Here is a 22123-nt window from a genome sequence, read left to right as displayed (position 1 = left end):
GCAGCAGGCAAGGACGGAAAACCCGCCCCTGCCTGTCAGGCGCAACGCCTCCGCCTCATTCCGCCGGAACGGCCTCCGGACGCGTGCCCAGCGGATGCTCCAGCTTGTCGAGCATTTCCTTCGGGCAGAACTGCACGAAGCGGTCCTTTTCGAGATCCCAGTATTGCAGGATATCCTGCCCGCGCTGCGATCCGGTCTCGGCCACGTGCCGCTCGATCAGACCCTTGAGTTCGGCCTCCCAATGCGGCTCTGATACGGGGCAACTCACCAATGTCTCGCCATTGACCAGCGTTTCCGCGCGGTCGTCAGGATCATAGACATAGGCCATGCCGCCGGTCATGCCCGCGCCGAAATTGGCCCCGATCTCGCCCAGGATCACCGCAGCCCCCCCGGTCATGTATTCACAGCCGTTGGAGCCGCAGCCCTCGATCACCACATGCGCGCCCGAGTTGCGCACCGCGAACCGCTCCCCGGCACGCCCGGCGGCAAAGAGATAGCCCGCTGTCGCCCCATAGAGCACCGTATTGCCGATGATCGTGTTCTCGGCCGCCACCAGCGGGCTCGCCATTGGCGGGCGTACCACGATTGTGCCGCCCGACAGGCCCTTGCCGACATAGTCGTTGGCGTCGCCACTGACCTCGATCTTCAGCCCCGGTGCTGCGAACGCGCCCAGCGACTGCCCGGCACTGCCGCTCAGCTTCACCGTCAGGTGATCGGGTTGCAGCGAATTGCGCATCCCGAATTTCCTCACGATATGGCTCGAGACCCGCGTGCCCACCGTCCGATCGGTGTTCTGCACCGCATAATGCAGCTGCATCTTCTCGCCGTCATTCAGGAACCGCTGCGCATCACGCACGATTTCCGCGTCCAGCGTGTCGGGCACCTCGTTGCGCGGGCGGTTGCGGTCATAGCGAATGTCCTTCGCACCATCCACGGTGATCAGCATCGGGTTAAGATCAAGATCATCGAGATGCGCCGAGCCACGGCTGACCTGCGTCAGCAGATCCGCCCGCCCGATCACCTCATCAAGACTGCGCGCCCCGATGCTCGCCAGCAATTCCCGCACCTCCTGCGCGTAGAATGTGATGAGGTTCACCACCTTCTCGGCATTGCCGGTGAACTTGGCGCGCAAATCCTCGTCCTGCGTGCAGACACCGACGGGGCAGGTGTTGCTCTGACACTGCCGCACCATGATGCAGCCCATGGAAATCAGCGCGGCGGTGCCGATGCCGTATTCCTCGGCGCCCATCATCGCCGCCATGACGATATCGCGCCCGGTGCGCAGCCCGCCATCGGTGCGCAGGGTGATCCGCTCGCGCAGGTTGTTCATGCTCAGCACCTGATGCGCCTCGGTGAGGCCCATCTCCCACGGCAGCCCGGCATATTTGATCGAGGTGGCGGGCGAGGCCCCGGTGCCGCCGTTATGCCCCGAGATCAGGATCACATCCGCCTTGGCCTTGGCCACACCGGCGGCAATCGTGCCGACCCCCGACTGCGCCACCAGCTTGACCGTCACCTTCACGGTGGGGTTGATCTGCTTGAGGTCATAGATCAGCTGCGCCAGGTCCTCGATGCTGTAGATATCGTGATGCGGCGGCGGAGAAATCAGCGTGACACCCTCCGTCGAATGCCGAAGCCGCGCGATCAGCTTGGTTACCTTCATCCCCGGCAACTGCCCGCCCTCACCGGGCTTGGCGCCCTGCGCCACCTTGATCTCCAACTCCTCGCAATGGTTCAGATATTCCGCCGTCACACCAAACCGGCCAGAGGCGACCTGCTTGATCTTGGCAGACGGGTTATCGCCATTCGCCTCGGGCGTGAAATGCGCCGGGTCTTCGCCGCCCTCGCCACTATCCGAGCGCGCGCCGATCCGGTTCATCGCCACATTGAGCGTCTTGTGCGCCTCGGGGCTCAGCGCCCCCAGCGACATCCCCGGCGTCACGAACCGCTTGCGGATCGCGGTCACGCTTTCCACCTCTTCCAGCGGCACCGCCTCGCCCATCGGCTTGATCGCCATCAGGTCGCGCAAATGCGTCGGCGGGTTGTTCTGCATCGCCGCCGAATAGCGCTTCCACAGCTCGTAACTCGCCTTGTTGCAGGCCATCTGCATCATATGCATGGTCTGCGCGCCCCAAGCATGGGTCTCGCCCGATTTGCGCGCCTTGTAAAAGCCACCGATCGGCAGGATATCCTGCCCGCCCTTGAAGGCCCGGCCATGCACCTCTTCCAGCTTGGCCTGAATGCCCGACACACCGATTCCGCTGATCCGACTGGTCAGGCCCGGGAAGTACTCGGCGCACATGGCGCGAGACAGCCCCACCGCCTCGAAATTCAATCCGCCGCGATAGGACGAAATCACCGAGATCCCCATCTTCGACATGATCTTCAAGAGACCCTGATCAATCGCCGAGCGATAGCGCGCCACCGCCTCGGTCAGGCTGCCGTCGATCAGCCCCCGGTCGATCCGGTCACTGATGCTGTCCTCGGCCAGATAGGCGTTGACCACGGTCGCCCCCGCGCCGATCAGCACGGCGAAATAATGCGGGTCGATGCACTCCGCCGAGCGCACGTTCAGCGAACAGAAAGTCCGCAGCCCCTTCTGCGTCAGGTGACTATGCACCGCACTCGTCGCCAGAATCATCGGCATGCCGACACGGGCTTCGCCAAGGTTCTGATCAGTCAGGATCAGATGCCCGGTGCCCGAACGCACGGCATCCTCCGCCTCGGCCCGGATCCGCTCCAGCCCCTTTTGCAGCGCGTTCTTGCCCGCGCCAAAAGTGCAGTCGATCACCGCCACATCGGCGTTGAACTGCCGGATCATCTCGTCCCATTGCGCATTGCCGACAAACGGGCTTTCCAGCACCAGAATCTCGGTCTGCGCGCTCGACTCGTCCAGCACGTTCTTGAGGTTGCCGAACCGCGTCTTGAGGCTCATCACCCGGTACTCGCGCAAGGAATCAATCGGCGGGTTCGTCACCTGGCTGAAATTCTGCCGGAAATAATGGCTCAGCGGGCGATACTGCTTGGAGAGCACGGCACTCGGCGTGTCGTCGCCCATGCTGGCAATCGCCTCCTTAGCGTCCTCGGCCATCGGGGCAAGGATCTGCTCCAGCTCCTCGATGGTATACCCGGCGGCGATCTGACGCTTGCGCAACTCTCCCGCCTTGTAGATCGGGGCTTCGGTCACGGCGGCCAGCTTTTCATCCAGCTCGTTGATCTTGCCGACCCACTCGCCGAACGGCTGCGCATTGGCCAGTTTGTCCTTCATTTCGGCGTCGTGATAGAGCTTTCCTTCTTTCATATCCACGGCCAGCAACTGACCGGGGCCAAGCGCGCCCTTTTCCTTCACCTTGGTCTCGTCAATCGGCACCATTCCGGCCTCAGACCCGGCAATCAGAAGCCCGTCACCCGTCACCACATAGCGCATCGGGCGCAGCCCGTTCCGGTCGAGGCCCGCACAGACCCAGCGGCCATCGGTCATGGCAAGGGCTGCGGGGCCATCCCACGGCTCCATCACTGAGTTGCAATAGGAATACATGTCGCGCCATGCCTGCGGCAGTTCCTCGCGCTGCTTCGACCACGATTCCGGCACCAGCATGGTTTTCGCCATCGGCGCATTGCGCCCGGCGCGCACCAGCACCTCGAACACTGCGTCGAGTGCTGCACTGTCCGAGGAACCTTGCGGGATGATCGGCTTGATATCCTCGGCCCGCTCGCCAAACGCCGACGACGCCATGCGGATCTCGTGGCTCTTCATCCAGTTGGTGTTGCCCTTGAGCGTGTTGATCTCACCGTTATGCGCCAGCATCCGGAACGGCTGCGCCAGCCACCATTGCGGGAATGTGTTGGTCGAATAGCGCTGGTGATAGATCGCGAATGCGCTCTTGAACCGCTCGTCCATCAGGTCGGGGTAAAAGACCGCCACCTGCTCGGCCAGCATCATGCCCTTGTAGATGATGCTCCGGCACGACAGGCTCGCGATATAGAGACCGTTGATCCCGGCGGCCATCACGGCCTTTTCGATCCGGCGGCGGATCACGTAAAGCTCGCGCTCGAACTCCTCTTCCTCCATCCCCTTCGCATCGGAAATCAGGATCTGCTCAATCTCGGGCCGGGTCGCATTGGCCTTTTCGCCCAGGCAGGTGATATCGACCGGCACGTGCCGCCAGCCATAGATCGTGTGCCCCATGCGCAGCACTTCGGTTTCCACGATGGTCCGGCACTGCTCCTGCGCGCCGAAATTGGTGCGCGGCAGAAACACCTGCCCGACCGCGACCAGACGGCTTTCATCCGGCTCGTGCCCGGTGCGGCGGATCTGATCATAGATGAACGACACCGGGATCTGCACATGGATACCCGCGCCATCGCCGGTCTTGCCATCGGCATCGACAGCACCCCGGTGCCAGATCGCCTTGAGCGCATTGATCCCCGCCTCAACCACCCGGCGCGACGGCTTGCCATCCACCGACACGACAAGGCCGACACCGCAAGAGGAATGCTCTTCCTCATGGGCATACATGCCATTCTCGGCCATCCAGTCGCGCTTGGCCGCCTCACGTGCTGCCCATGTGCTATCGAAGTTTGACATCGCGATCACTCCTCATCCTGCGCCGCAGCGCATCCGTTTTATTCCTCATCACAACCGGTTCGGCACGGCGCGCTCGGACGCCTCGTAGTCGACCCGCGTCACGCGCTTGTGTCCGCCCGCCAGCGTTACGCTGGTAAATGCTTGGTCGATGTAAATCTCGTGCGACAGGGGCAGGCCCCGCGCGTCGTCGAACAGCCCCGGCATCAATTCATATGGACCGTCATCATCCTTGATCCAAAGTTGCGTGCCACACGCAGAGCACCAGGCGCGTTCGGCAAAAGACGATGAACGATAGTGCTGCACGGGCCCTGCGACCTCGACCGATTCCGCAGGAGCCTCCAGAACCCACATCGCGGCACCGCTCCAGCGGCGACACATAGCACAGTGACAGGCACTGACGGCACCGGCATGCGACAGCACGGTGAGTCTCACCGCGCCGCACAGGCAATGTCCTGTCAGTTGTCCCGTCATTGGTCTTCACCCTTCCTTTACCCGGTGGGTCAGATTGTCTGTCTTATCGCCTCAAAGCGTTCCGCCGGGGAACCGCCGGAATACCGACGCTTTACCGCTATTCCGCCGCAACCGCCTGCGCATCGCCGAGATAGTCGAGAATCGCTGCCGCGGAATCGCGCCCGTCACGGATCGCCCACACCACAAGGGATGCCCCCCGCACGATGTCGCCAACGGCGTAAACACCCTCCATCGTGGTCTGCCCGGTGGTGAACTCCGCCTTGACGGTGCCCCAGCGGGTGACCTCCAATTCCTTTTGATCCCATAGGGCTGGCAGGTCTTCGGCCTCAAAGCCAAGCGCCTTGATCACCAGATCGGCAGGTTCGTCATGCTCAGCGCCTTCGATGGGCTCCGGGCTTTGGCGGCCCGTCGCATCCGGCGCGCCGAGGCGCATCTTCTGCACCTTCACGCTCGCCACCGGGTCACCAGCAAAGCCAATCGGCGCGCTAAGCCATTCAAACTTAACGCCTTCTTCCTCGGCATTGGCCACCTCACGCTGGCTGCCGGGCATGTTCTCACGGTCGCGGCGATAGAGGCATGTCACCGATTTGGCCCCCTGCCGAATGGCCGTGCGCACACAATCCATTGCGGTATCGCCACCACCGACCACAACAATTCGCTTGCCGGTCGCGTTCAACTCGCCGCTGTCATATTCCGGCACGCTGTCACCAAAGCCGACACGATTGCTCGCCGTCAGGTAGTCGATCGCCCGCACGATGCCGTTCGCACCCGATCCCGGCCCTTGCAGATCACGGCTCTTGTAGACCCCGGTCGCGATCATTACCGCGTTGTGTTTGTTACGAATTTCCTCGAACGTGATGTCCGTGCCAACGTCACAGTTTAGCACGAATTCGACGCCACCCTGCGCCAGCTGCTCGACACGGCGCATGACCACGTCCTTCTCCAGCTTGAAGCCGGGAATGCCATAGGTCATCAGCCCGCCACCCCGGTCATAGCGGTCATAGACCGTGACCTGAACACCCGCGCGCCGCAGCACGTCAGCAGCCGCAAGGCCGCCCGGACCGGCACCGATTATCCCAACGGATTCAACACGTTCCGCCGCCGGCTTGATCGGCTCGACCCAGCCTTCTTCCCAGGCCGTGTCGGTGATGTACTTCTCCACCGCGCCAATCGTGACCGTCCCATGCCCCGATTGCTCGATCACGCAATTACCCTCGCACAGCCGGTCCTGCGGGCAAATACGCCCGCAAATCTCGGGGAAGGTATTGGTCAACTGACTGATTTCATAGGCTTCCTTAAGCCGCCCTTCAGCAGTGAGACGCAACCAGTCAGGGATATTGTTGTGCAGCGGGCAATGGGTCTGACAATAGGGCACGCCACACTGACTGCACCGCCCGGCCTGTTCCTTGGCCTTGGCATCGGCATACTCGGCATAGATCTCATGGAAATCCTGCCGACGTGCCTCTGCCGTCCGCTTTTCAGGCATGTCCCGCCCGACACTCACGAATTTCAGCATGGGTTGCTTAGCCACTACGTGCCCTCCCGAAGTCTTTGCACCGCATGTCTCTACTCCAACGCTCATGGGATTAAAAGTCAGAACATATGACCTATATGCAAATTATTCGCCGGACAGTTTTGATAAAAGTAAAAACTTCATGAATACTAGGTCCGATTCGGACCCGTATTGCCGATTGCGCCACAAACACAAAGGTTTATAGCTGCACGCGTAGTAAGTAAGGCCTCCAAGAATGACGCTATTTCATATCTTCCTCGTCGCCATCATTCAGGGAATCACCGAGTTTCTGCCGATCTCCTCCTCCGGTCATCTCATCCTTTTGCCGAAACTCACCGGCATGGCCGATCAGGGTCTGGTCATCGACGTGGCCGTCCATGTCGGCACGCTCTTCGCCGTGATCCTCTATTTCTGGTCTGACGTCCGGAGCGCTTTGATCGGCCTGCCACGGGCGCTTTCGGGCCGGGCTGACACCCCCGGCGCGCGTTTGGCGCTCCTCCTGCTGATCGCGACGATTCCGGTCGTGGCCTGCGGTCTCTTGCTCAAACTCTCGGGCTATGACGAGAACATGCGCTCCATCACGGTGATCGGCTGGACAACCATCATCTTCGGCCTGCTTCTTTATTGGTCCGACCAGATCGGCAGACGCACTAAAACCACCCAGAACTGGACGATTACGGACGCGATCATCATTGGCCTCTGGCAGGCCATCGCGCTCATCCCGGGCACGTCGCGCTCGGGCATCACCATCACCGGCGCGCGCTTTCTGGGATATCGACGGCAAGAGGCCGCACGCATCTCAATGCTGATGTCGATTCCCACCATTGCCGCAAGCGGTATTCTGCTTGGCGCCGAAGCAGCGCTGGAGGCCGAATCCACCGTCCTCATCAGCGCCGCGACCGCCGCCACATTCGCATTTCTGGCAGCCCTCGCCGCGCTTGGCCTGATGATGCGCCTTTTGCAAAGCGTCAGCTTCACACCGTATGTAATCTACCGGCTGGTGCTTGGCGTGATCCTGCTGGGAATTGCCTATAGCTGATGGTCAGAGAACCCGAAGGTTCTTGGCCGATTCCTTGATCGCCTCGTATTGCCCGGCAGGTCGAAACCGCCAGAGGTAATCGGGCAGCACCGCCTCGATCGCCGCAGGCTCGATGCCCAGATCAGCGAAACCCTTGGCCCCCTCGCTCGCCACGTTATCCACCCGCAGGCTGCGCACCTGGTCACGAGTGATCTGTGGCGGGATCAGGCCAAATGTCACCGTTTGCACCAGTTCCATCACCCAGGCCATCGCGGCGGCGATGCCAAAAGGAATATTCAAGATCAGGCGGCGCCTACGGATGATCTTCAGCATCACCTTCATCAGGTCGCGGAACGTCGCCACCTCCGGCCCACCAAGCTCGTAGATGCCCGGGCCGGCACGGCCCTCGGCACCCAATGCCGCGGCATGGGCCACGTCATCGGCATAGACCGGCTGAAACTTCGTGTCGCCGCCCACCACGGGCAACACTGGGCCAAAGCGCGTCATCGCCGCGAAGCGATTGAAGAACTGATCCTCGGGGCCAAAGATGACCGACGGGCGCAGGATCACGGCCTGCGGGAAATGCTCGAGAATTCCGGCCTCCCCGGCCGCCTTGCTTTGCGCATATTCACTGTCCGATTGCGCGTCTGCCCCGATGGCCGACAGATGCACGAGTTGGCTCACCCCCTCCTCTGCGGCAAGACGCGCGATGCGCGTGGCACCCTCGGCCTGCACGGCCTGGAAATTGTTGCGCCCCTTGCGGTCAAATGTGCCCACGCAGTTCACCACCGCATCTGCCCCGTGCATCACCGCACGCACGCTGTCATCGTCACGGATGTTGCAGAATACCGGCTCGACCTGGCCGACATTGCCATAGGGTTTCACGTGCATCGCCTCGTTGGGCCGTCGCACCGCGACCCGCACCCGCCATCCCGCCTGCGCCATGCGGCGGGCGATGTAGCGGCCGACGAAACCTGATCCGCCATAGATGGTGACAAGCTTGGACATGTGGGGCCTCCGGAATGCGCGCTTTCACTCCCTTTCCTATCCCCCAACACCGCGCTGGACAAGATGATAAGGCAGTTGCGACAGATCGCCCAAAATCGCCGTTGACACCGGATCGGTCGACGTCTAAACGCCTGCCTCACGACACCTGCCCAGGTGGCGGAATGGTAGACGCGCTGGCTTCAGGTGCCAGTGGCCGCAAGGCCGTGGAGGTTCGAGTCCTCTCCTGGGCACCACTCTCTCCAATAAAACATAATAAAATCAGTAGATTGATTAATTGTGTGATTTTTCAATCCACCTTTCTGTCCACCTTCATATGTAAAAGCAACTCGCGAAATGTGCTTGGCGGTCATCACAATTGAATCGCGCTATAGGTCAGTTGTTCTCAAAGAAATGCGATATACTCATTCAAGATACTGGCAGTTTCCGGAAGTCCAACTTGTTCGCACCGAAGTAGCAACGCTTCGGATGAGTATTTTGGATCTTACAGCCTCTCCCTCATAAGACGCAGTTGGTAAACCGCCGCTGTTTCAGACAGCGAGATTGTGTTCGAAAAGAAATGATCCGCTGAGATAGCTTCTATCTCGTAGGGCTCGAGAAGCTCAGAAGGAAAATCTTGCAAGTTATCCGTGACAATCTGAGCGGCACGAGCCTTTATCGCCGCGGCAAGCACGTGATTATCTCCATCATCCGGAAGGGTTAGTCTAGCTTCCGCTTCAGCAGAGATTTCCACCTCACCCTCTGGGAAAGCAGTTTCTACCCGCTTTCGCTGAAGTTGAGCCTTGTCTGAATCGTTAAGCCTTACTGCGAGGTGTCGCTCAAATTCTTCCAGAATCTTCGTTGACCACCGAGGGCGGTAAAACCCACCCTCGGCTAACGACAGGGCAATATTGCGGTGCAGGCCACCGAACAACACATTCGTATCCAAGATGACCGTGAAGCGATTTGCGATCAAAACTCAAATCTGCCCTAAGCTGGCGTCTTCTTTCGCAAGTTCTTCTAGAGCCCGCGCGCGACTTTGGTCTCGCTTATGTTTGTATTCAAACAAGTCTTCAGCTTTGATCCGCCGATGCCGACCAACCCTGTCATACGCGATATCATGTTGCTCGAGGAGCTTGATGAGAAATGGTCTCGATACATTCAGAAAATCAGCGGCTTCTTGTGTGGTGAGTTCGGCCTTGTATGGGATCACATGGAAACCTTGTCCATTTGAGATTAGCCGAAGCACCTTGATAAAAGTTTCAGCGATGCTTGGTGTCAAAACAACTTCGGCCAGCTTTCCCTCTTGATTGGCAAACTTGATCTTCGCTCCGTCAGTGCCTGCATCAAGAGCACCGGCGATTATCTCACGCAAATTGTCGGCACTTTTGATGTCTATTTCACTAGGTAGACGCTCGTCAAAGGCTTTCATAGCAGTCATTGTTCTCCCTCCGTTTTACTAAGATATGAGATTTATTCGAAATATTCGCAACAATAATAATGCATGTTGATCGGTAACACGTTGTAAATAGATTCAATTTTTTTAGGAACTTGGAGCTCAGAGCTTCTTTTTTGCCCTTAGCTCAGAACCCAGTTGTCACTATCTCAAGGTGACCTCGCCACCACAAGCGCCGGATCATCCGGAAAGCTGCGAATATCAACCCACGTAAACCGCGTTCCATCGGGATTGCATTTGTTGCCCCACGATAGGCCTTGAGCCCCTTGCCGGATCAGCGCAGCCCGGAATGCGTTAAGGTCGATCAGGTACCAGCTTTCAATCGCCGTCTGAGAGGCGTCAGCGTGGCCGTAGAACAGCCAGTCACCTTTGCCGTTCACTATCTTGGAAAGTTCTGTCTCCGCGCCGCTTGGGACGCGTGAGCGGATCGTGAATTGATAGGGGTATCGGTCGGCATAACCCGGCCTGGGCACGCGGGCAGCAATCCGCATATCGCGCGCATCGAGCATCAGAAGATCCGTTGCTTGCCGCATGTCCAAGAGGTCGGGGCGGTCTCAAGCATGCCAGCGCCGAGGCGATACGAAAAACCATAGAAGCAAATCGCATCCAGTTCATTGATGGCTGCCAAGTTGCTAGTGGTCCGGGAATCACCATGAAGCCAAAACGAAATGAGTCAAATGAATGATGTACTGCCCCAAGTTGCCCTGATAAATCTCTGGTATGTTTCGGAATAAATTCACAGGTCGCACAATCGCGTTCGTTATTTGGGTCCTTTGGCTACCCACGGCGGCTGTAGCTGGCCCAGACAAGACCACCGAATACTTTATGAACACCTCACCTACTCTGTTAGATTTCGGAATATACAGACTTGAAAAACGACTAGAGCGTGAGTTGGACCGTTTTGTCCCTGTTAGCTATTCATGGGACGAAGATGAGATTTCGATAACACTGATTAGCTTTGATAGCGAAGGATACTCTGAGCCGGTGTGCAGAGCCCTAATCGAAAAACTTCGCCGGTCCGCTGGCTATCGAGATGGTCAACTGCTGGATTTTTACGAAGGCACTTCAAGTTTTACAGCGCCATTCACTCACGAAGGATTCGTAAAAGGTGACGCCGAAGAAAATAACAAGCGGCTGAAGGAGTTGAGCAAAAAGTTCACCATTTATTGCTTCGCGGAATCAAAGCGCTTTTCAGCAAAACTTGCCGGGACTCTGATTTCAATTACAGAACTGGACTAGCCTTGTGACACGTATTCGCGTTCCTATCCTCATAGCTTGGGCGTGCGCCGTTATAGGAATGGCCTCAGAAGTTCTCGCAGGCCAATGGATCGAGGGAAGCGTAACTCACGTCCGCGATGTTGACACAATCGAAGTCAGCAACCTTCCGGTTAGGCTCAATGGCGTTGATGGCCCGGAACTTGATGAGCGCGGGGGACTGGCTGCAAAGCGTTGGATGCAGAAGCTGATACTGCGTAAGCCGGTGAAGTGCTGGTTGACCGGAGACAAGACATATGACCGCTGGGTCGGCACTTGCTACACATCTTCAGATGAGGATATCGGCGCGCTTGCTATCCAGGCCGGGCAGGCGCGAGACTGCCCTCGTTATTCCGGCGGTAAGTATCTACAGCTTGAAACGCAGGAGAGCCGTCGCCTGCCGCAACACGGGTACTGCCGTTAATCCTCACCCATCACAGGCGCAGCCTTTGCCTTTCCGGCAAGTGTAACTGCGATTTATGCACGAGTTCCCGCACGCCTTGCCTTTCCGGCAAATCTTGCAGCATGCCGCATTGAAGTAATGGCTCTCTCTGTTGCTGGTGACGTCGAGTAGCTTTTGCACGTAGGTTTCTGGTGCGGATGGAGAAGCCCAAGGCACGGCAGACATTGAGCCTGCAGCGCCCGCTACTGCAGGCAGCCAGCACATTACGGCCAGCACGAAAGCTTTGACCAGCCAACTCACCGCCAGGTTCTCCCCTTGGTCAGGCGTGCTCCGGTTCCGGCTTCCTGTCATACTGAGCCGCATTCTCGGGTCTGGACACCGGCCAGCCTTTGAAAATGCGGTCCCCGACATTCACGCTGACTTGCCCGTCCTCGTGTGCCTCAACGATCAAACCTTGAACCTGACTGTACGCATTCACCATAAGCGTTGCGAACATGTTGCCTCTCGCATGTTATTATTGATTACTGCTCTATCTATGATTGCGCGTCATAGGGACGAATGCAACAAATTTCGCGAATCAACTGCTACTTTCCGGGAGGCAAACATGACCAACGCGGAGGCTTTAGTTGCCTGTAGGGAGGAGAATGAAAAGCTGATGGCGGTCCTCGCCGAATACATCGAGCGCTATGGTCTGACGGACCAAGCGAGGGCTTACTTTCTAAAACCTATCGTGCCCTCATCACCTTAGGCAGTGGCAAGTTGATTGAGTTTCATAACGATTTTGTTGAGAAAAATATACAAAGTGTTGAACACGGGCTTTTCAACATTTCCGTTATGCAATGTAGGAGTAATGGGGAGAGAACGGCTAGGAACGCGCGGCGGGATTGCTGTCAATTCCCTACCGCGCGCTTTTGTGCAACCACAACTGCCATCTGAAGAAGACTCATTACTTCGCCAAAAGCGAACTGGGACAGATCAGTGAAACAGCCCTCATCTGGTTAGCGGGTTGGAGCCGAAAAGTATTTCAGCCGCTGAGGTTTCATCTGGCGTCAAGGCCCCTTCAAGAACGCGCATCGTAGCCGTCGAGGGGAGGCCCCGGTTGCAGTCCCTACCAAGTCAGCCAATGCGCGGCGCAAGGCCGGGTCATTCTCCCCCTGAACCGTTTGCTGGTAAAGGTTCGCCGGGATCTCGAGAACCGATCCATACGGTTATATCGAACTTGAGCGAGCGCCCGTCGCTAGTTGCCTTGCGCTCAATCGTCTTACCGTGCGTATCATTCCTGGTGAGGCTACAGCGCCTATTTGACTCCAACCTTCCGTTCGGGCGGGCGACAGGCAAACCTCAGGCCAGTCCGCATATAGTCTTTCCGTTGGAGGGACACCGGCACAAGCTGGCGCGCGCCCCCCCTGCTGTGGTAATAGTCGGTCATCATTGGAGATCCTCTGTTGTCGGGAACAGAAAGGACAGAAACGAATGTCACTGCGAAGCCGCTTTGCCGCCCTAGTCCTTTTTATCACGGTCCCGCTGACCGCTGCTTCACAGGAACCAACCGTTGTTCAGCCCTTTGCGGGTTCCGAAGCAATAGGAAGTCAGTATGCAACGGACTTTGATGTCTTGCGGTACATCACCAGTCTCGAGGAAGGCGCAATCGAAACAGAGGAGATCGAAGGCCAGCTTCTGTCGAGCCTCTATCGCTGGCCGGAAAGCAAGAACAGGATCGAGATCCAGCGCAGTTTCGAGCGGGCGCTGGAGGAGGCAGGTTTCGACGTTCTCGTCAGCGCCGATATGCCGGGCGCGATGGGTCATCCTCCTGAATATCTTGCCCTGAGAGACGTGCAGGAGGCGAACCGTCTGGGCGAACGCGGCTTCAACCTCGCGCTGCAGCAGGTCACTGTCAGCCCGCCGGATTACTACATCGCGGCGACCCGGACCCAGGAGGGTCGGCAGACGGTATTCACGCTGACCATTGGTGACAGAAACACCTACATGACCGAAGAGGCGACCACCGCTGCAATGGAGGAGGGCACCGTTGAGATCAACGCCGAGGCCCTCAATGCCGAGATCGAGGAGGCGGGCAAAGCCATCCTCTACGGCGTGCAGTTCGACACGGGCAGCGCCGTAATCCGCCCGTCATCGGCCGGATCGCTCGAGACAATCGCCGATGTGCTAAGCACACGCGAGGGTCGCTTCTACGTCGTCGGTCATACGGACGACTCAGGCGGCTTTGAGATGAACATGCGCCTGTCGAACGAACGCGCTGAAGCCATTGTTCTGGCGCTCGTCACGGAATACGGCATTGATCCAAACCGCCTTCGGGCGGCTGGCGTCGGCCCACTTGCGCCTCTGGCCCCTAATGACAACGATGCCGGCCGACAGCTCAATCGGCGGGTGGAATTGGTAGATCGGCTAGAAAATTAGAAAGTGACCCCTAGCACATGCGATTGGCCTGTATCCGAACCTGAAAGCCGAAATCTCGCTGAGAATTTCCATACCAGGCCCTGTCAGACGAGCCTTGCTGAAGCCGGCGCAGTGCAGTCTTATGCAGCGCGGGGACGGTATTGACTGGTGGATGTAGTTTTCTTCTCCTCCCTTTCGGTGAAGCTGGGGGCTGACAGCGCGGTTAGAACAGGCGGCGGGTCCCGTAAGCAGAAGATGCCGGGACGGCGGCTCCGTCCCGCTGACCGGGCCTTAGTGCTCGCCGCAGCTAATGACTGCTTTCTATCTCCTAGCCCTCAAACCTGAAAATTCTTGGTCTTTTATGGAACGAAGGCTCTATGCCGCTGCCGCTTCGGGCACCGGCTGGGTGAAGTAGGCGTGACTGGGGGTTTTTGCCTGTCATTGAATTGCACCCCTGCTCTGAGCAAAGATCTGCCGACAAATCGTTAATGCCAGGCTCAATCCGTTAGTGAATTTATTTTGAACACTTTTTTAGACTTTCGGCGCTTGCCACACACATACATATCCGTGTGGCAAGCTCCACCCACCCCAGAAGTCGTCACGCATGAAAACAGTCGCTTTCATGCTCATCAAGGATCAAGCGAACAAGCTCTTTGAGAACGCGAGTTGAGCGATGTTTTGGCATCGTTTCCCGTAGATACTCTAGATCACCTGCAGTGATACTGAAGAACCTTGGATCAACACCAAGTTCGGCGGCATAGTCATCCACAACGGATGCAACCAGCGCGCCGACATGCGCGACATCAGGCGCTGGTACACGATAAACGGTACAGCGCGACACCAAGGGTGCTGGAACGCGATCAATGTCGTTTGCAGTCAGGATCCAATTTAGATGAGAAGCATCGACTTCGGCTTGGAAGAACTTCTCATGCCATGCACGTGCCTCAACGGGCTCCAATACAGATAACAAGCCATCAACCAGATCGCCGTTAGAGCTACCCTGGGTAGCCTTATCCACTTCGTCCAAGACAATCCCCGGATTGATGATTGTTCCATTCACAATCGCTGTCGTAATCAACGACGGCATTGCACTCGAATACCCGGCGGATGTCCCGAAAAATGTAATGTCAGCAACCCCGGCGGCACTCGCGCGGGTTACTGGAAGCCCAAGCGATTTCATGAGATCTGCAGCAAGCGTGCTCTTCCCTGTTCCAGGCTTCCCCACCAACAGGATCGGCCGAATCGTGATCTTGCTTTGACCGAACCGGAAACCTCGACGGACACCCCCAAGAATGCCATCGACCACATTGACCGCATGCGGATACTTATCTGACAGCGTTTCCTGAACGGCATCCAGCTTTTTGAGATCATAAAGGCCAACCGCAGGCAAAGGGACATCAATAACCCTTTTCTGCCGGTCATTGAGGTTCTTTTTAACTGTTGAGGGCAGCCGTTTCGCAACTGTCGGGTCCGTCAGGAAACTGAACTCGTGCCGTTCAGCGCCCTGGTTGCCTTTATCGTCAAGGTCTTCCAATTCTTTTTGAAGACTGGAGACATCATTCCGAGCGTCTTCAGTATTTTCTTCGGGAAATCGCTCCTTGATCTCTTTAAGATTTAAGCTGTGCACAATGATTTTGTAGCACTCATTGCGCAGCAAGAGGTCCGCCCCAGCATCAGGATCCGGCAACGGTTTCTCACCTCGGCTCTCCAGCCGTGCGTTGATGATATCGTAAATTTCCATGAGGTCGACATGCCCCGCATTCTCTTCCAGATACTTCAGAGCATGCTGTTTAAAACTCCGTTCTACGCGTTTCTCGCGCTCGTCGCGGGTCGGGCAAGCCAAGATGACGTCTGACATCGACATGCGGTCGGCGAGCAACGAAATCAACAGGTTCCGATCCTCAAAGCCTTTGCGACCGACGCTGGTATTAAAGTCCTGCAGGTCTTCACCGAGTTCTCGCATCCGCGATTCGAGTAGCCCATATACGCCCCAGACAGACCAGTCCTTGGTCCGTTCGTCGAGCAGCTCTTCGATTTTTAGGACATCTGATTTCTTGCTTCTTCCCATGACTTCTGCCCTCACACACCTTCAGTAATAGTCAATCTGTTCGCCGAAAATGGTCGTCCCTGGCTCGACCTCGTGCCAGTGTTTGTTCACGGGGAGCTTCTTGGAACGTCTCTCGATCTCATCGAATGATGCGGGGTAGAAATCCCAGACATCGAGCCCGACGTTGACGCAGTTTCGCGTGCCTAGAAAGTTGTCGTGCACATGGCCAAACAAGCAGTACGCTCCTCTCCTCGCATGGTTCCATGTGTGCATGGGATAATGAAAAAGCGTGTTGAACTGCCGCTGTGCTCCGTCCCGAACCTCGGCGATATGTGAAACGCTTGCCCACGGCAGAGATTGGATGATTTCGTCATCATGGTTGCCGACAATCAGGTGCTGTTCAGCTCCCGGTAGTCGATCAAACATCTCCCGCAGCCACTTTTTATCCAGCTTTTTGTGGCCAAGGGCGAAATCTCCCAACAACCACAATTGGTCTTCAGGTCCGACCCGCTCATGAAGGTTTCTCAGGATGATTTCATCCGCTTCGTCAGCATTTTTGAATGGCCGATTGCAAAACTCGACAATGGCATCATGGCCAAAGTGAGGATCCGCGCAGTACCACTTTTTTTTGTGTAACTCGTTTCGTCGCATGTCGATTTCTCCTTAAAAACAAGGCGAGCGACAGCGTGAACGTTGGCTATTTGGGAATGTGACACAAGCAGACGAACACCAGTCGCCCGCAGTTACCTGGGGGCGATTATCTGGTGGCTGGTATCGTCTTCAGATGTGCCATGACGACATTATCTACATCAGAACTTCGCGGATTTCCAGTACTGCATCGGTGTGAAATCGCTGCTATTGGCCTTGCCCAATCAACCGCTGCATGCACCTATAACCTGGAGCCCCTCGGTCAGGCGCTTGCTCCAGAATAGGATGCCCTTGCAGAAAGTGATCGCGTCCCTAGGGTGCCCTACGTGAACGCAAGACCGTAGCCCACTGGGTAATTGAAAAGATCAAATCCTTTGTGGAAACCTTCGTCGAAGGCGTCGATTAGACAACGGCGCCTTGATGAACTTCACTTTGCATTCGGAAATCTCGGTCGGATTGTTGCAGGGCCACAAGAACAGCGCTTACGGCCAATCGCGGTTTACGAGGAACTTCTTCGCTGTCACCCCGCGCTTGGCACCGGCATCCGCCGTACTCTCGAACGGCGGATGTGCCGGGCGTGTGAAAAGGTCTTTTTATCCTCAAGGATAAATTTCACACATAATAGACGCAGGAGCAGCGTTTTTATCCTGCGCGATAAAATGGTCTTGATATCGCCCGAATGGCCTCCTATTTATCCCGCATGATAAGGAGGGCCACATGAAGCAGTCGACTGAAACCCTGGCATGGGCAGAAAAAATCGGGGCACATATCAGGTCGCGGCGAAGAAGCCTCGGCCTGAGCTTGGAGGATTTGTCGCGCCTCTCTGGCTCCACCGTGCCGACGCTCTCGCACATTGAGCGCGGCACACGAGACCTTAAACTATCTACTCTGGTGTCTCTTTCGCTTGCGCTCAGGACCGAGCTTCCAACTCTCTTCCAGGCCGACACGCTCTCGCCCGCCAAGACGACTTCGCCTGATCCTGGGCAGGACGGCTATGACTTGGAAGATGACTGATGGCAGGGAGCGAAACCATCATCGTCTTCTACGAGAAATTTGCCATCGGGAGCATTAATCTCTCTGCAAGCGGAGAGCTCTCCTTCGAATATGATTCTCGATGGCTCAGGACTCGCGGCAACTTCCCACTGTCGTTAACGCTTCCGCTTCAACCTGGCCTTTTTGCCCACAAGATCATCACGCCCTGGTTGGCGAACTTGCTGCCCGAGGAAGAGCAACTGGTCTCATTGTCACGTGCCTTAGGGCTTGCGACATCAGATGCGCTCGCCATCCTGCGCGAGATCGGCGGAGATACCGCAGGCGCAATCTCGATTGGTGAGCCGAGTATCCGGAAGGACTGGAGCTACGCGAGCTTGCAGGATCACTACAGTCAGACCACGGAAAGCGAAGCACTGGCACGCCACTTCGAGGATCTCGGAAAGCGACCATTTTTGGCTGGTGAAGATGGGGTGCGCCTGTCACTCGCTGGCGGTCAGAAGAAAACCGCACTGGCCGCACTCGACGAGGAGGGGAAGCCAAGGCTCGGCCTACCGCAACCGAGAGATCTTCTCGCGATCCCGAAAAATGGAGCGCCCTCAACCATCATCATAAAGCCCGACAATCCCCGCTTGCCCGGCATCGTGGAAAACGAGGCATATTGCTTGACGCTGGCTGGCCTGATCGGCCTGCCAGTCGCTGAGTGCACCATACTTGAGGCTGATGGCCGGACCGCGCTGACCGTCGCCCGCTATGATCGCACCCTGCGCTCTGATGGCACCCTTCGCCGCCTGCACCAAGAGGACTTCGCTCAGGCTAACGGCATCTATCCGGAGCAAAAATACGAGCAGGGCACCGTTCCGGGCCTCGACATGGCAGGCCTCCTGCTGACAGGTGACCACCTGCCACCGGCCGACGCTCTCGCACTCCATGACCAGGTGATCTTCAACATCCTCATCGCCAATACTGACGCACACGCCAAGAACTACTCCATTCTCATTGGCAATGAGACCTCCATGGCTCCGCTTTATGACGTCTCCTCGGTATTCCACTGGGATCACGTTAATCAGTATCACGCCCAGAAGATCGCTGGTAAACGGCGCAAGCCAGCCGATGTCGCTCCGCGCCACTGGGACGAGATTGCCCGAAGCGCCGGACTGAACGCCGCCGCCCTTCGCCGTAGGGTAAGCGAGATCATCGATGGTATGGTGGCAAATCGCGTCGAAGCAACCAAACGCATCTCGTCTCTTCCCGGAGCGACGCCCGAGATGGTCGAACATGTGGCAAATCTCGTGGAAGGCAACGCGTTGCGTGTCGGCGAACGCATCAAATACAACTATTCCCTTTAGTTGTAATCGGCGGAGCAATACTCGGCCACGGCAGCAGCGGCGCTCGATGCGGACCAGATCGTTCACTTCGCCGGTCGCAGTATCCCACAGACGCTTCAGGACGTCGTGGTGCTCGATTTTGAGCTCCTCGGCGGTCTCGCGCTGCAACTCCCCAATGCGAGACCGGATTTCAACATTTCTGAACAGACGGTGACCCTCAGAATAAGCGGTTTTTTCCGAATACCCAGCCTGGATCGCGGCACGAGTCGCAGTTCCGTCCTTGATCTATTCGAGACAGAACCACTCGCGATTCCAAGGGAGGATCGATGTTGCCATTTTCGCCTTCTTCGAGGGTATTCCACTCCGTTTGCGGCGCGCGCCCGAGGCGCAGCGACGGTCGATCTTGTTAGTCACGCTTTGTCCTCCAGGCGCTCAGACGGTCATACAGTTACAACTGTCACTCAAGTAACAAGACGAAAATTGCGGGCCGAATTCAGCCACATTATTGCCCATTTTGCGACAGGCTTTTTCTAAAGTGCCTGTATATCGAAAGTGTCTCTTTTGATACGGTTCAATAAGGAGATGCTACCCGTTACCTGTCCTGCTATTTTTCATCCCAAAATTTTTTGGTGGCATCTCCACAAAAACCCCAAAATTATGATTGCCTTGGCAGAAAACGAAAAAGCACTGCTTTGGCTGGCTGCGTATCGCGCTGACTGTAAGCCACATCCTATGGCACTTCGTGAGAGGGTCGTCGCGTTTGTGGAGGAAGGGCATTCGCACGGCGCAGCAGCCGCGCGGTTTAAGGATAGCCTTATTCTGTAGCAGCGGCTTCGGCCAGATTGCGGTTTCAACCTTGCCGACCTGCTTCCAGCCAACCCCATCGTGAGCCAATGAGCTCGAAGTGAACGAAGGAAACCTCAGACATCGACGGAAATCGAAAAGCGCATTGACAGATTAGAGAACAAAATACGCCCTCCCCGCCGACGATGCACTACCCACCCGGTCCATCTAGCATCAGCCAGTAACGCGTATATCGGCGTTCGCCGGTGCGTGTGAGAGCACCGATTTCAACAAGACCCTGAAGATCTCGGGTTGCCGTCGCGCGCGATGTCCCCGTGATCGAGATATAGTTCTCGGCGCTTAGTCCACCCTTGAAGCCATCTGGCCCTTCGCGGAACATTCGCTCGATCACCTTGGACTGCCTGACGTTTAGGTGCTCACGATGCCTGTCATAAAAATGTGCCTTGGCAATGAAGAAGCCCACGCGGTCCAGGGTGACCTGCTGCGCTTCCAGAACGATCTCTGCAAACCACACCAGCCAAGGCGTGACATCCAGTGTTTTCTGGTGCCACTCAAGCTGATCGTAATAGTCCTTCCGCTTTCGCTCGATGGTGAAGGCGAGCGAGATCAGGCTAGGTTGGCCGATATTCTGAGCCAGGGATTTTTCGGCCAAGGCCCGACCCAAGCGACCATTCCCATCTTCAAACGGATGAATGCTCTCAAAGTAGAGATGGCTGAGACCCGCACGCGTCAGTGCCAGCAAGGGCTCTACGGCACCCGGCCCTGTCCGATTGAACCAGTCAACATACCGGTCCATCTCATCTGGAACCTGCGCGGATGGCGGGGCCTCAAAATGTACAACCGGACGATCAAGACGGCCAGAGACGATCTGCATGGCATCCTCGTGCTGCCGGTATGACCCGATGGCCTCCAGGCTCTTGTCGAAGGCCAGAAGCATCTCATGCCACCGAAAAAGCGTGCCATGCTCGAGCGGCTCCGCATAGGTTGAGTAAACATCGACCATCATCTCGGCCACACCCTGCTCGCGAGGTTTGTTCGGATAGCTGTCAGGTTCCAATCCAAGGTGCCGACGGAGTGAGGATTGCACGCTGCGCCGGTCCAGCATCTCGCCCTCGATGGCACTGGTCTTCATGGCTTCATCGCTCAGAAGGTCGATGCAGAGTTGATCACGCTCGGACGGGTTCACATGGTGGAGGGCCCCCAGGACTTCGCCCGACGACATCAGGAAGCGCTGCTCGAGCGGTGCCAGTGCGGCCTCGTCATACCGGAATTCCGGCCAACCGGATATCTGCCAGTTCCATGCCATGAGTTATAGAATCCTTTTCTATAACTCACTAATAGACCGCGTTTGAGGTATAGAAGTCAATTCTATGGCTCACAGGGTCGTGAGGTAGTTTGTGAACTGGCGCCCATTTCGACCGGACACCTTGGCCTGATCAGGAAGGCTTAATGATAGCCTTAAGTACGTGCTTATGTCTGAGATATAAATCATCACAGATGGCGGTTGTTGTCGGCGCTGAGAGGCCAAACAACACACACCTATTGAATAGTGGTCACGAAGACCGGAACCGGGATGGGAAAACCAGATAGGGCCTACGAGCTCAAAGCTCCCTCTACAGATTTGGACCCGTTCCGTGGATCACCATATCTGCCAGCGGCTTCTGATAGCGCCGCGTTGAAAGGCCTTACAGAAGACTGCATTCGATCACATGCCAATCGGGTCAAAAGCTACTTGCACTACGGACGGCAGCCACAGAAGGCCCTAGTCGCTGCAGGAAGTGACAAAATTCTTGAGCTGCATAACGATTTTGTTGAGAAAAGTATACGACATGTTGAACGCAGTTCGTTCAACATATTCGTTATGAAATGAAAGAGTAATGGGGAGAGGAAGGCTAACTGAGTTATAACCGAAAGTTGGTGACGGCCCGAATGGGCGGCATATCATGGCGTTGTTGAAGCGCCGCAATTCTCATTGAGAAAAGGATATGCCACATGACCAAGAATACAGTTATCGACTTCGCAAAACCAAGCGATTTTTCACCTGATCCGCTGACGGATCTTCTGCGAGCAGGTGCGCAGGAACTTCTGGCTACTGCGGTGCGCGCGGAGGTGTCCGAATTCATGGGCGGTCACGCGCACCTTTTGGACGACGAGGGCCGCCAGCGTTTGGTGCGCCACGGGTTTCTGCCGGAGCGCGAGGTTATGACCGGGATTGGCAAGGT

Annotated in this window: 17 protein-coding genes, 1 tRNA gene and 2 pseudogenes; 9 read left to right on the top strand and 11 right to left on the bottom strand. The window is 56.9% G+C overall.

Features of this window, described 5'->3' with window-relative positions; all coding sequences use genetic code 11:
* Positions 1–55: 55 nt before the first annotated feature.
* The 3 genes from gltB to BMX04_RS03290 form a co-directional block, all read right to left on the bottom strand.
* Complete coding sequence (gene gltB, locus BMX04_RS03300) at positions 56–4588, bottom strand: glutamate synthase large subunit (RefSeq protein ID WP_074785201.1); 4533 nt, start codon at positions 4586–4588, stop codon at positions 56–58.
* Between the two features lie 48 nt (positions 4589–4636).
* On the bottom strand, positions 4637–5059 hold the full coding sequence (locus BMX04_RS03295; RefSeq protein WP_074784995.1) for a GFA family protein: 423 nt from the start codon (positions 5057–5059) through the stop codon (positions 4637–4639).
* Positions 5060–5156: 97 nt separating this feature from the next.
* Complete coding sequence (locus tag BMX04_RS03290) at positions 5157–6590, bottom strand: NAD(P)-dependent oxidoreductase (protein ID WP_074784994.1); 1434 nt, start codon at positions 6588–6590, stop codon at positions 5157–5159.
* Positions 6591–6807: 217 nt separating this feature from the next.
* Here BMX04_RS03290 and BMX04_RS03285 point away from each other — a divergent pair, with 217 nt between their 5' ends.
* The gene (locus BMX04_RS03285) at positions 6808–7611 is read left to right on the top strand and encodes an undecaprenyl-diphosphate phosphatase (protein ID WP_074784993.1); all 804 of its coding nucleotides are present in this window, start codon (positions 6808–6810) and stop codon (positions 7609–7611) included.
* A gap of 3 nt (positions 7612–7614) precedes the next feature.
* Here BMX04_RS03285 and BMX04_RS03280 read toward each other — a convergent pair whose 3' ends face one another.
* Entirely contained in the window at positions 7615–8598 is a 984-nt protein-coding gene (locus BMX04_RS03280; protein ID WP_050661302.1) for a complex I NDUFA9 subunit family protein, read from the bottom strand.
* 147 nt (positions 8599–8745) lie between these two features.
* On the opposite strand from BMX04_RS03280, the gene BMX04_RS03275 reads away from it, so the two are divergent.
* Positions 8746–8831 (top strand) — tRNA-Leu (locus BMX04_RS03275).
* Positions 8832–9079: 248 nt separating this feature from the next.
* Here the strand turns inward: BMX04_RS03275 and BMX04_RS03270 are convergent.
* The 3 genes from BMX04_RS03270 to BMX04_RS03260 form a co-directional block, all read right to left on the bottom strand.
* Positions 9080–9523 (bottom strand): PIN domain-containing protein, encoded by a 444-nt coding sequence (locus tag BMX04_RS03270; protein WP_217644434.1) that lies wholly within the window; start codon positions 9521–9523, stop codon positions 9080–9082.
* A gap of 30 nt (positions 9524–9553) precedes the next feature.
* Positions 9554–10015, bottom strand: coding sequence for a helix-turn-helix domain-containing protein (locus BMX04_RS03265; RefSeq protein WP_074784992.1), 462 nt, complete (start codon positions 10013–10015; stop codon positions 9554–9556).
* A 164-nt stretch (positions 10016–10179) separates the two neighbouring features.
* Positions 10180–10539 (bottom strand): hypothetical protein, encoded by a 360-nt coding sequence (locus BMX04_RS03260; RefSeq protein WP_217644433.1) that lies wholly within the window; start codon positions 10537–10539, stop codon positions 10180–10182.
* 316 nt (positions 10540–10855) lie between these two features.
* On the opposite strand from BMX04_RS03260, the gene BMX04_RS18995 reads away from it, so the two are divergent.
* The 4 genes from BMX04_RS18995 to BMX04_RS03250 all read left to right on the top strand — a co-directional run bounded on the left by BMX04_RS18995 (position 10856) and on the right by BMX04_RS03250 (position 14105).
* Positions 10856–11269 (top strand): hypothetical protein, encoded by a 414-nt coding sequence (locus BMX04_RS18995; protein WP_175477317.1) that lies wholly within the window; start codon positions 10856–10858, stop codon positions 11267–11269.
* 58 nt (positions 11270–11327) lie between these two features.
* Positions 11328–11708, top strand: a complete 381-nt coding sequence (locus BMX04_RS03255) for a thermonuclease family protein (RefSeq protein ID WP_074784991.1) — start codon at positions 11328–11330, stop codon at positions 11706–11708.
* Positions 11709–12291: 583 nt separating this feature from the next.
* A complete protein-coding gene (locus tag BMX04_RS19320; protein ID WP_175477316.1) occupies positions 12292–12435 on the top strand; it encodes a hypothetical protein in 144 nt (47 codons plus the stop codon).
* Between the two features lie 725 nt (positions 12436–13160).
* The gene (locus tag BMX04_RS03250) at positions 13161–14105 is read left to right on the top strand and encodes an OmpA family protein (RefSeq protein WP_083398068.1); all 945 of its coding nucleotides are present in this window, start codon (positions 13161–13163) and stop codon (positions 14103–14105) included.
* Between the two features lie 577 nt (positions 14106–14682).
* On the opposite strand, the gene BMX04_RS03245 is transcribed toward BMX04_RS03250, so the two are convergent.
* The gene (locus BMX04_RS03245) at positions 14683–16152 is read right to left on the bottom strand and encodes an AAA family ATPase (RefSeq protein ID WP_074784989.1); all 1470 of its coding nucleotides are present in this window, start codon (positions 16150–16152) and stop codon (positions 14683–14685) included.
* Positions 16153–16173: 21 nt separating this feature from the next.
* On the bottom strand, positions 16174–16782 hold the full coding sequence (locus tag BMX04_RS03240) for a metallophosphoesterase (protein ID WP_074784988.1): 609 nt from the start codon (positions 16780–16782) through the stop codon (positions 16174–16176).
* Between the two features lie 714 nt (positions 16783–17496).
* Here BMX04_RS03240 and BMX04_RS03235 point away from each other — a divergent pair.
* Positions 17497–17793: a helix-turn-helix domain-containing protein gene (locus BMX04_RS03235; protein ID WP_074784987.1), complete on the top strand. Its 297-nt coding sequence runs from the start codon at positions 17497–17499 to the stop codon at positions 17791–17793.
* On the top strand, positions 17793–19118 hold the full coding sequence (locus tag BMX04_RS03230) for a type II toxin-antitoxin system HipA family toxin (protein ID WP_074784986.1): 1326 nt from the start codon (positions 17793–17795) through the stop codon (positions 19116–19118). The genes BMX04_RS03235 and BMX04_RS03230 overlap by 1 nt, the downstream gene beginning before the upstream one ends.
* Before the next feature lie 18 nt (positions 19119–19136).
* Here BMX04_RS03230 and BMX04_RS19830 read toward each other — a convergent pair.
* Together BMX04_RS19830 and BMX04_RS03220 are read right to left on the bottom strand one after the other, a co-directional pair.
* Positions 19137–19352 (bottom strand): annotated as a pseudogene (locus tag BMX04_RS19830) (terminase small subunit); the annotation flags it as partial.
* Between the two features lie 739 nt (positions 19353–20091).
* On the bottom strand, positions 20092–21207 hold the full coding sequence (locus BMX04_RS03220; protein WP_074784985.1) for a Fic family protein: 1116 nt from the start codon (positions 21205–21207) through the stop codon (positions 20092–20094).
* A 686-nt stretch (positions 21208–21893) separates the two neighbouring features.
* Here BMX04_RS03220 and BMX04_RS03215 point away from each other — a divergent pair.
* Positions 21894–22123 (top strand): annotated as a pseudogene (locus BMX04_RS03215) (IS256 family transposase); the annotation flags it as partial.

Source organism: Roseovarius tolerans, assembly GCF_900109855.1.
Taxonomy (GTDB): Bacteria; Pseudomonadota; Alphaproteobacteria; order Rhodobacterales; family Rhodobacteraceae; genus Roseovarius; species Roseovarius tolerans.
The sequence above is the reverse complement of the archived record's forward strand: the minus strand, read 5'-3'. Positions and strand labels throughout refer to the sequence as shown.

Coding starts and splice junctions, on each gene's coding strand:
- gltB (WP_074785201.1), bottom strand. CDS start 4,588: ATGTCAAACTTCGATAGCACATGGGCAGCACGTGAGGCGGCCAAGCGC.
- BMX04_RS03295 (WP_074784995.1), bottom strand. CDS start 5,059: ATGACGGGACAACTGACAGGACATTGCCTGTGCGGCGCGGTGAGACTC.
- BMX04_RS03285 (WP_074784993.1), top strand. CDS start 6,808: ATGACGCTATTTCATATCTTCCTCGTCGCCATCATTCAGGGAATCACC.
- BMX04_RS03280 (WP_050661302.1), bottom strand. CDS start 8,598: ATGTCCAAGCTTGTCACCATCTATGGCGGATCAGGTTTCGTCGGCCGC.
- BMX04_RS03265 (WP_074784992.1), bottom strand. CDS start 10,015: ATGACTGCTATGAAAGCCTTTGACGAGCGTCTACCTAGTGAAATAGAC.
- BMX04_RS03260 (WP_217644433.1), bottom strand. CDS start 10,539: ATGCTCGATGCGCGCGATATGCGGATTGCTGCCCGCGTGCCCAGGCCG.
- BMX04_RS18995 (WP_175477317.1), top strand. CDS start 10,856: ATGAACACCTCACCTACTCTGTTAGATTTCGGAATATACAGACTTGAA.
- BMX04_RS03255 (WP_074784991.1), top strand. CDS start 11,328: ATGGCCTCAGAAGTTCTCGCAGGCCAATGGATCGAGGGAAGCGTAACT.
- BMX04_RS19320 (WP_175477316.1), top strand. CDS start 12,292: ATGACCAACGCGGAGGCTTTAGTTGCCTGTAGGGAGGAGAATGAAAAG.
- BMX04_RS03250 (WP_083398068.1), top strand. CDS start 13,161: ATGTCACTGCGAAGCCGCTTTGCCGCCCTAGTCCTTTTTATCACGGTC.
- BMX04_RS03245 (WP_074784989.1), bottom strand. CDS start 16,152: ATGGGAAGAAGCAAGAAATCAGATGTCCTAAAAATCGAAGAGCTGCTC.
- BMX04_RS03240 (WP_074784988.1), bottom strand. CDS start 16,782: ATGCGACGAAACGAGTTACACAAAAAAAAGTGGTACTGCGCGGATCCT.
- BMX04_RS03235 (WP_074784987.1), top strand. CDS start 17,497: ATGAAGCAGTCGACTGAAACCCTGGCATGGGCAGAAAAAATCGGGGCA.
- BMX04_RS03230 (WP_074784986.1), top strand. CDS start 17,793: ATGGCAGGGAGCGAAACCATCATCGTCTTCTACGAGAAATTTGCCATC.
- BMX04_RS03220 (WP_074784985.1), bottom strand. CDS start 21,207: ATGGCATGGAACTGGCAGATATCCGGTTGGCCGGAATTCCGGTATGAC.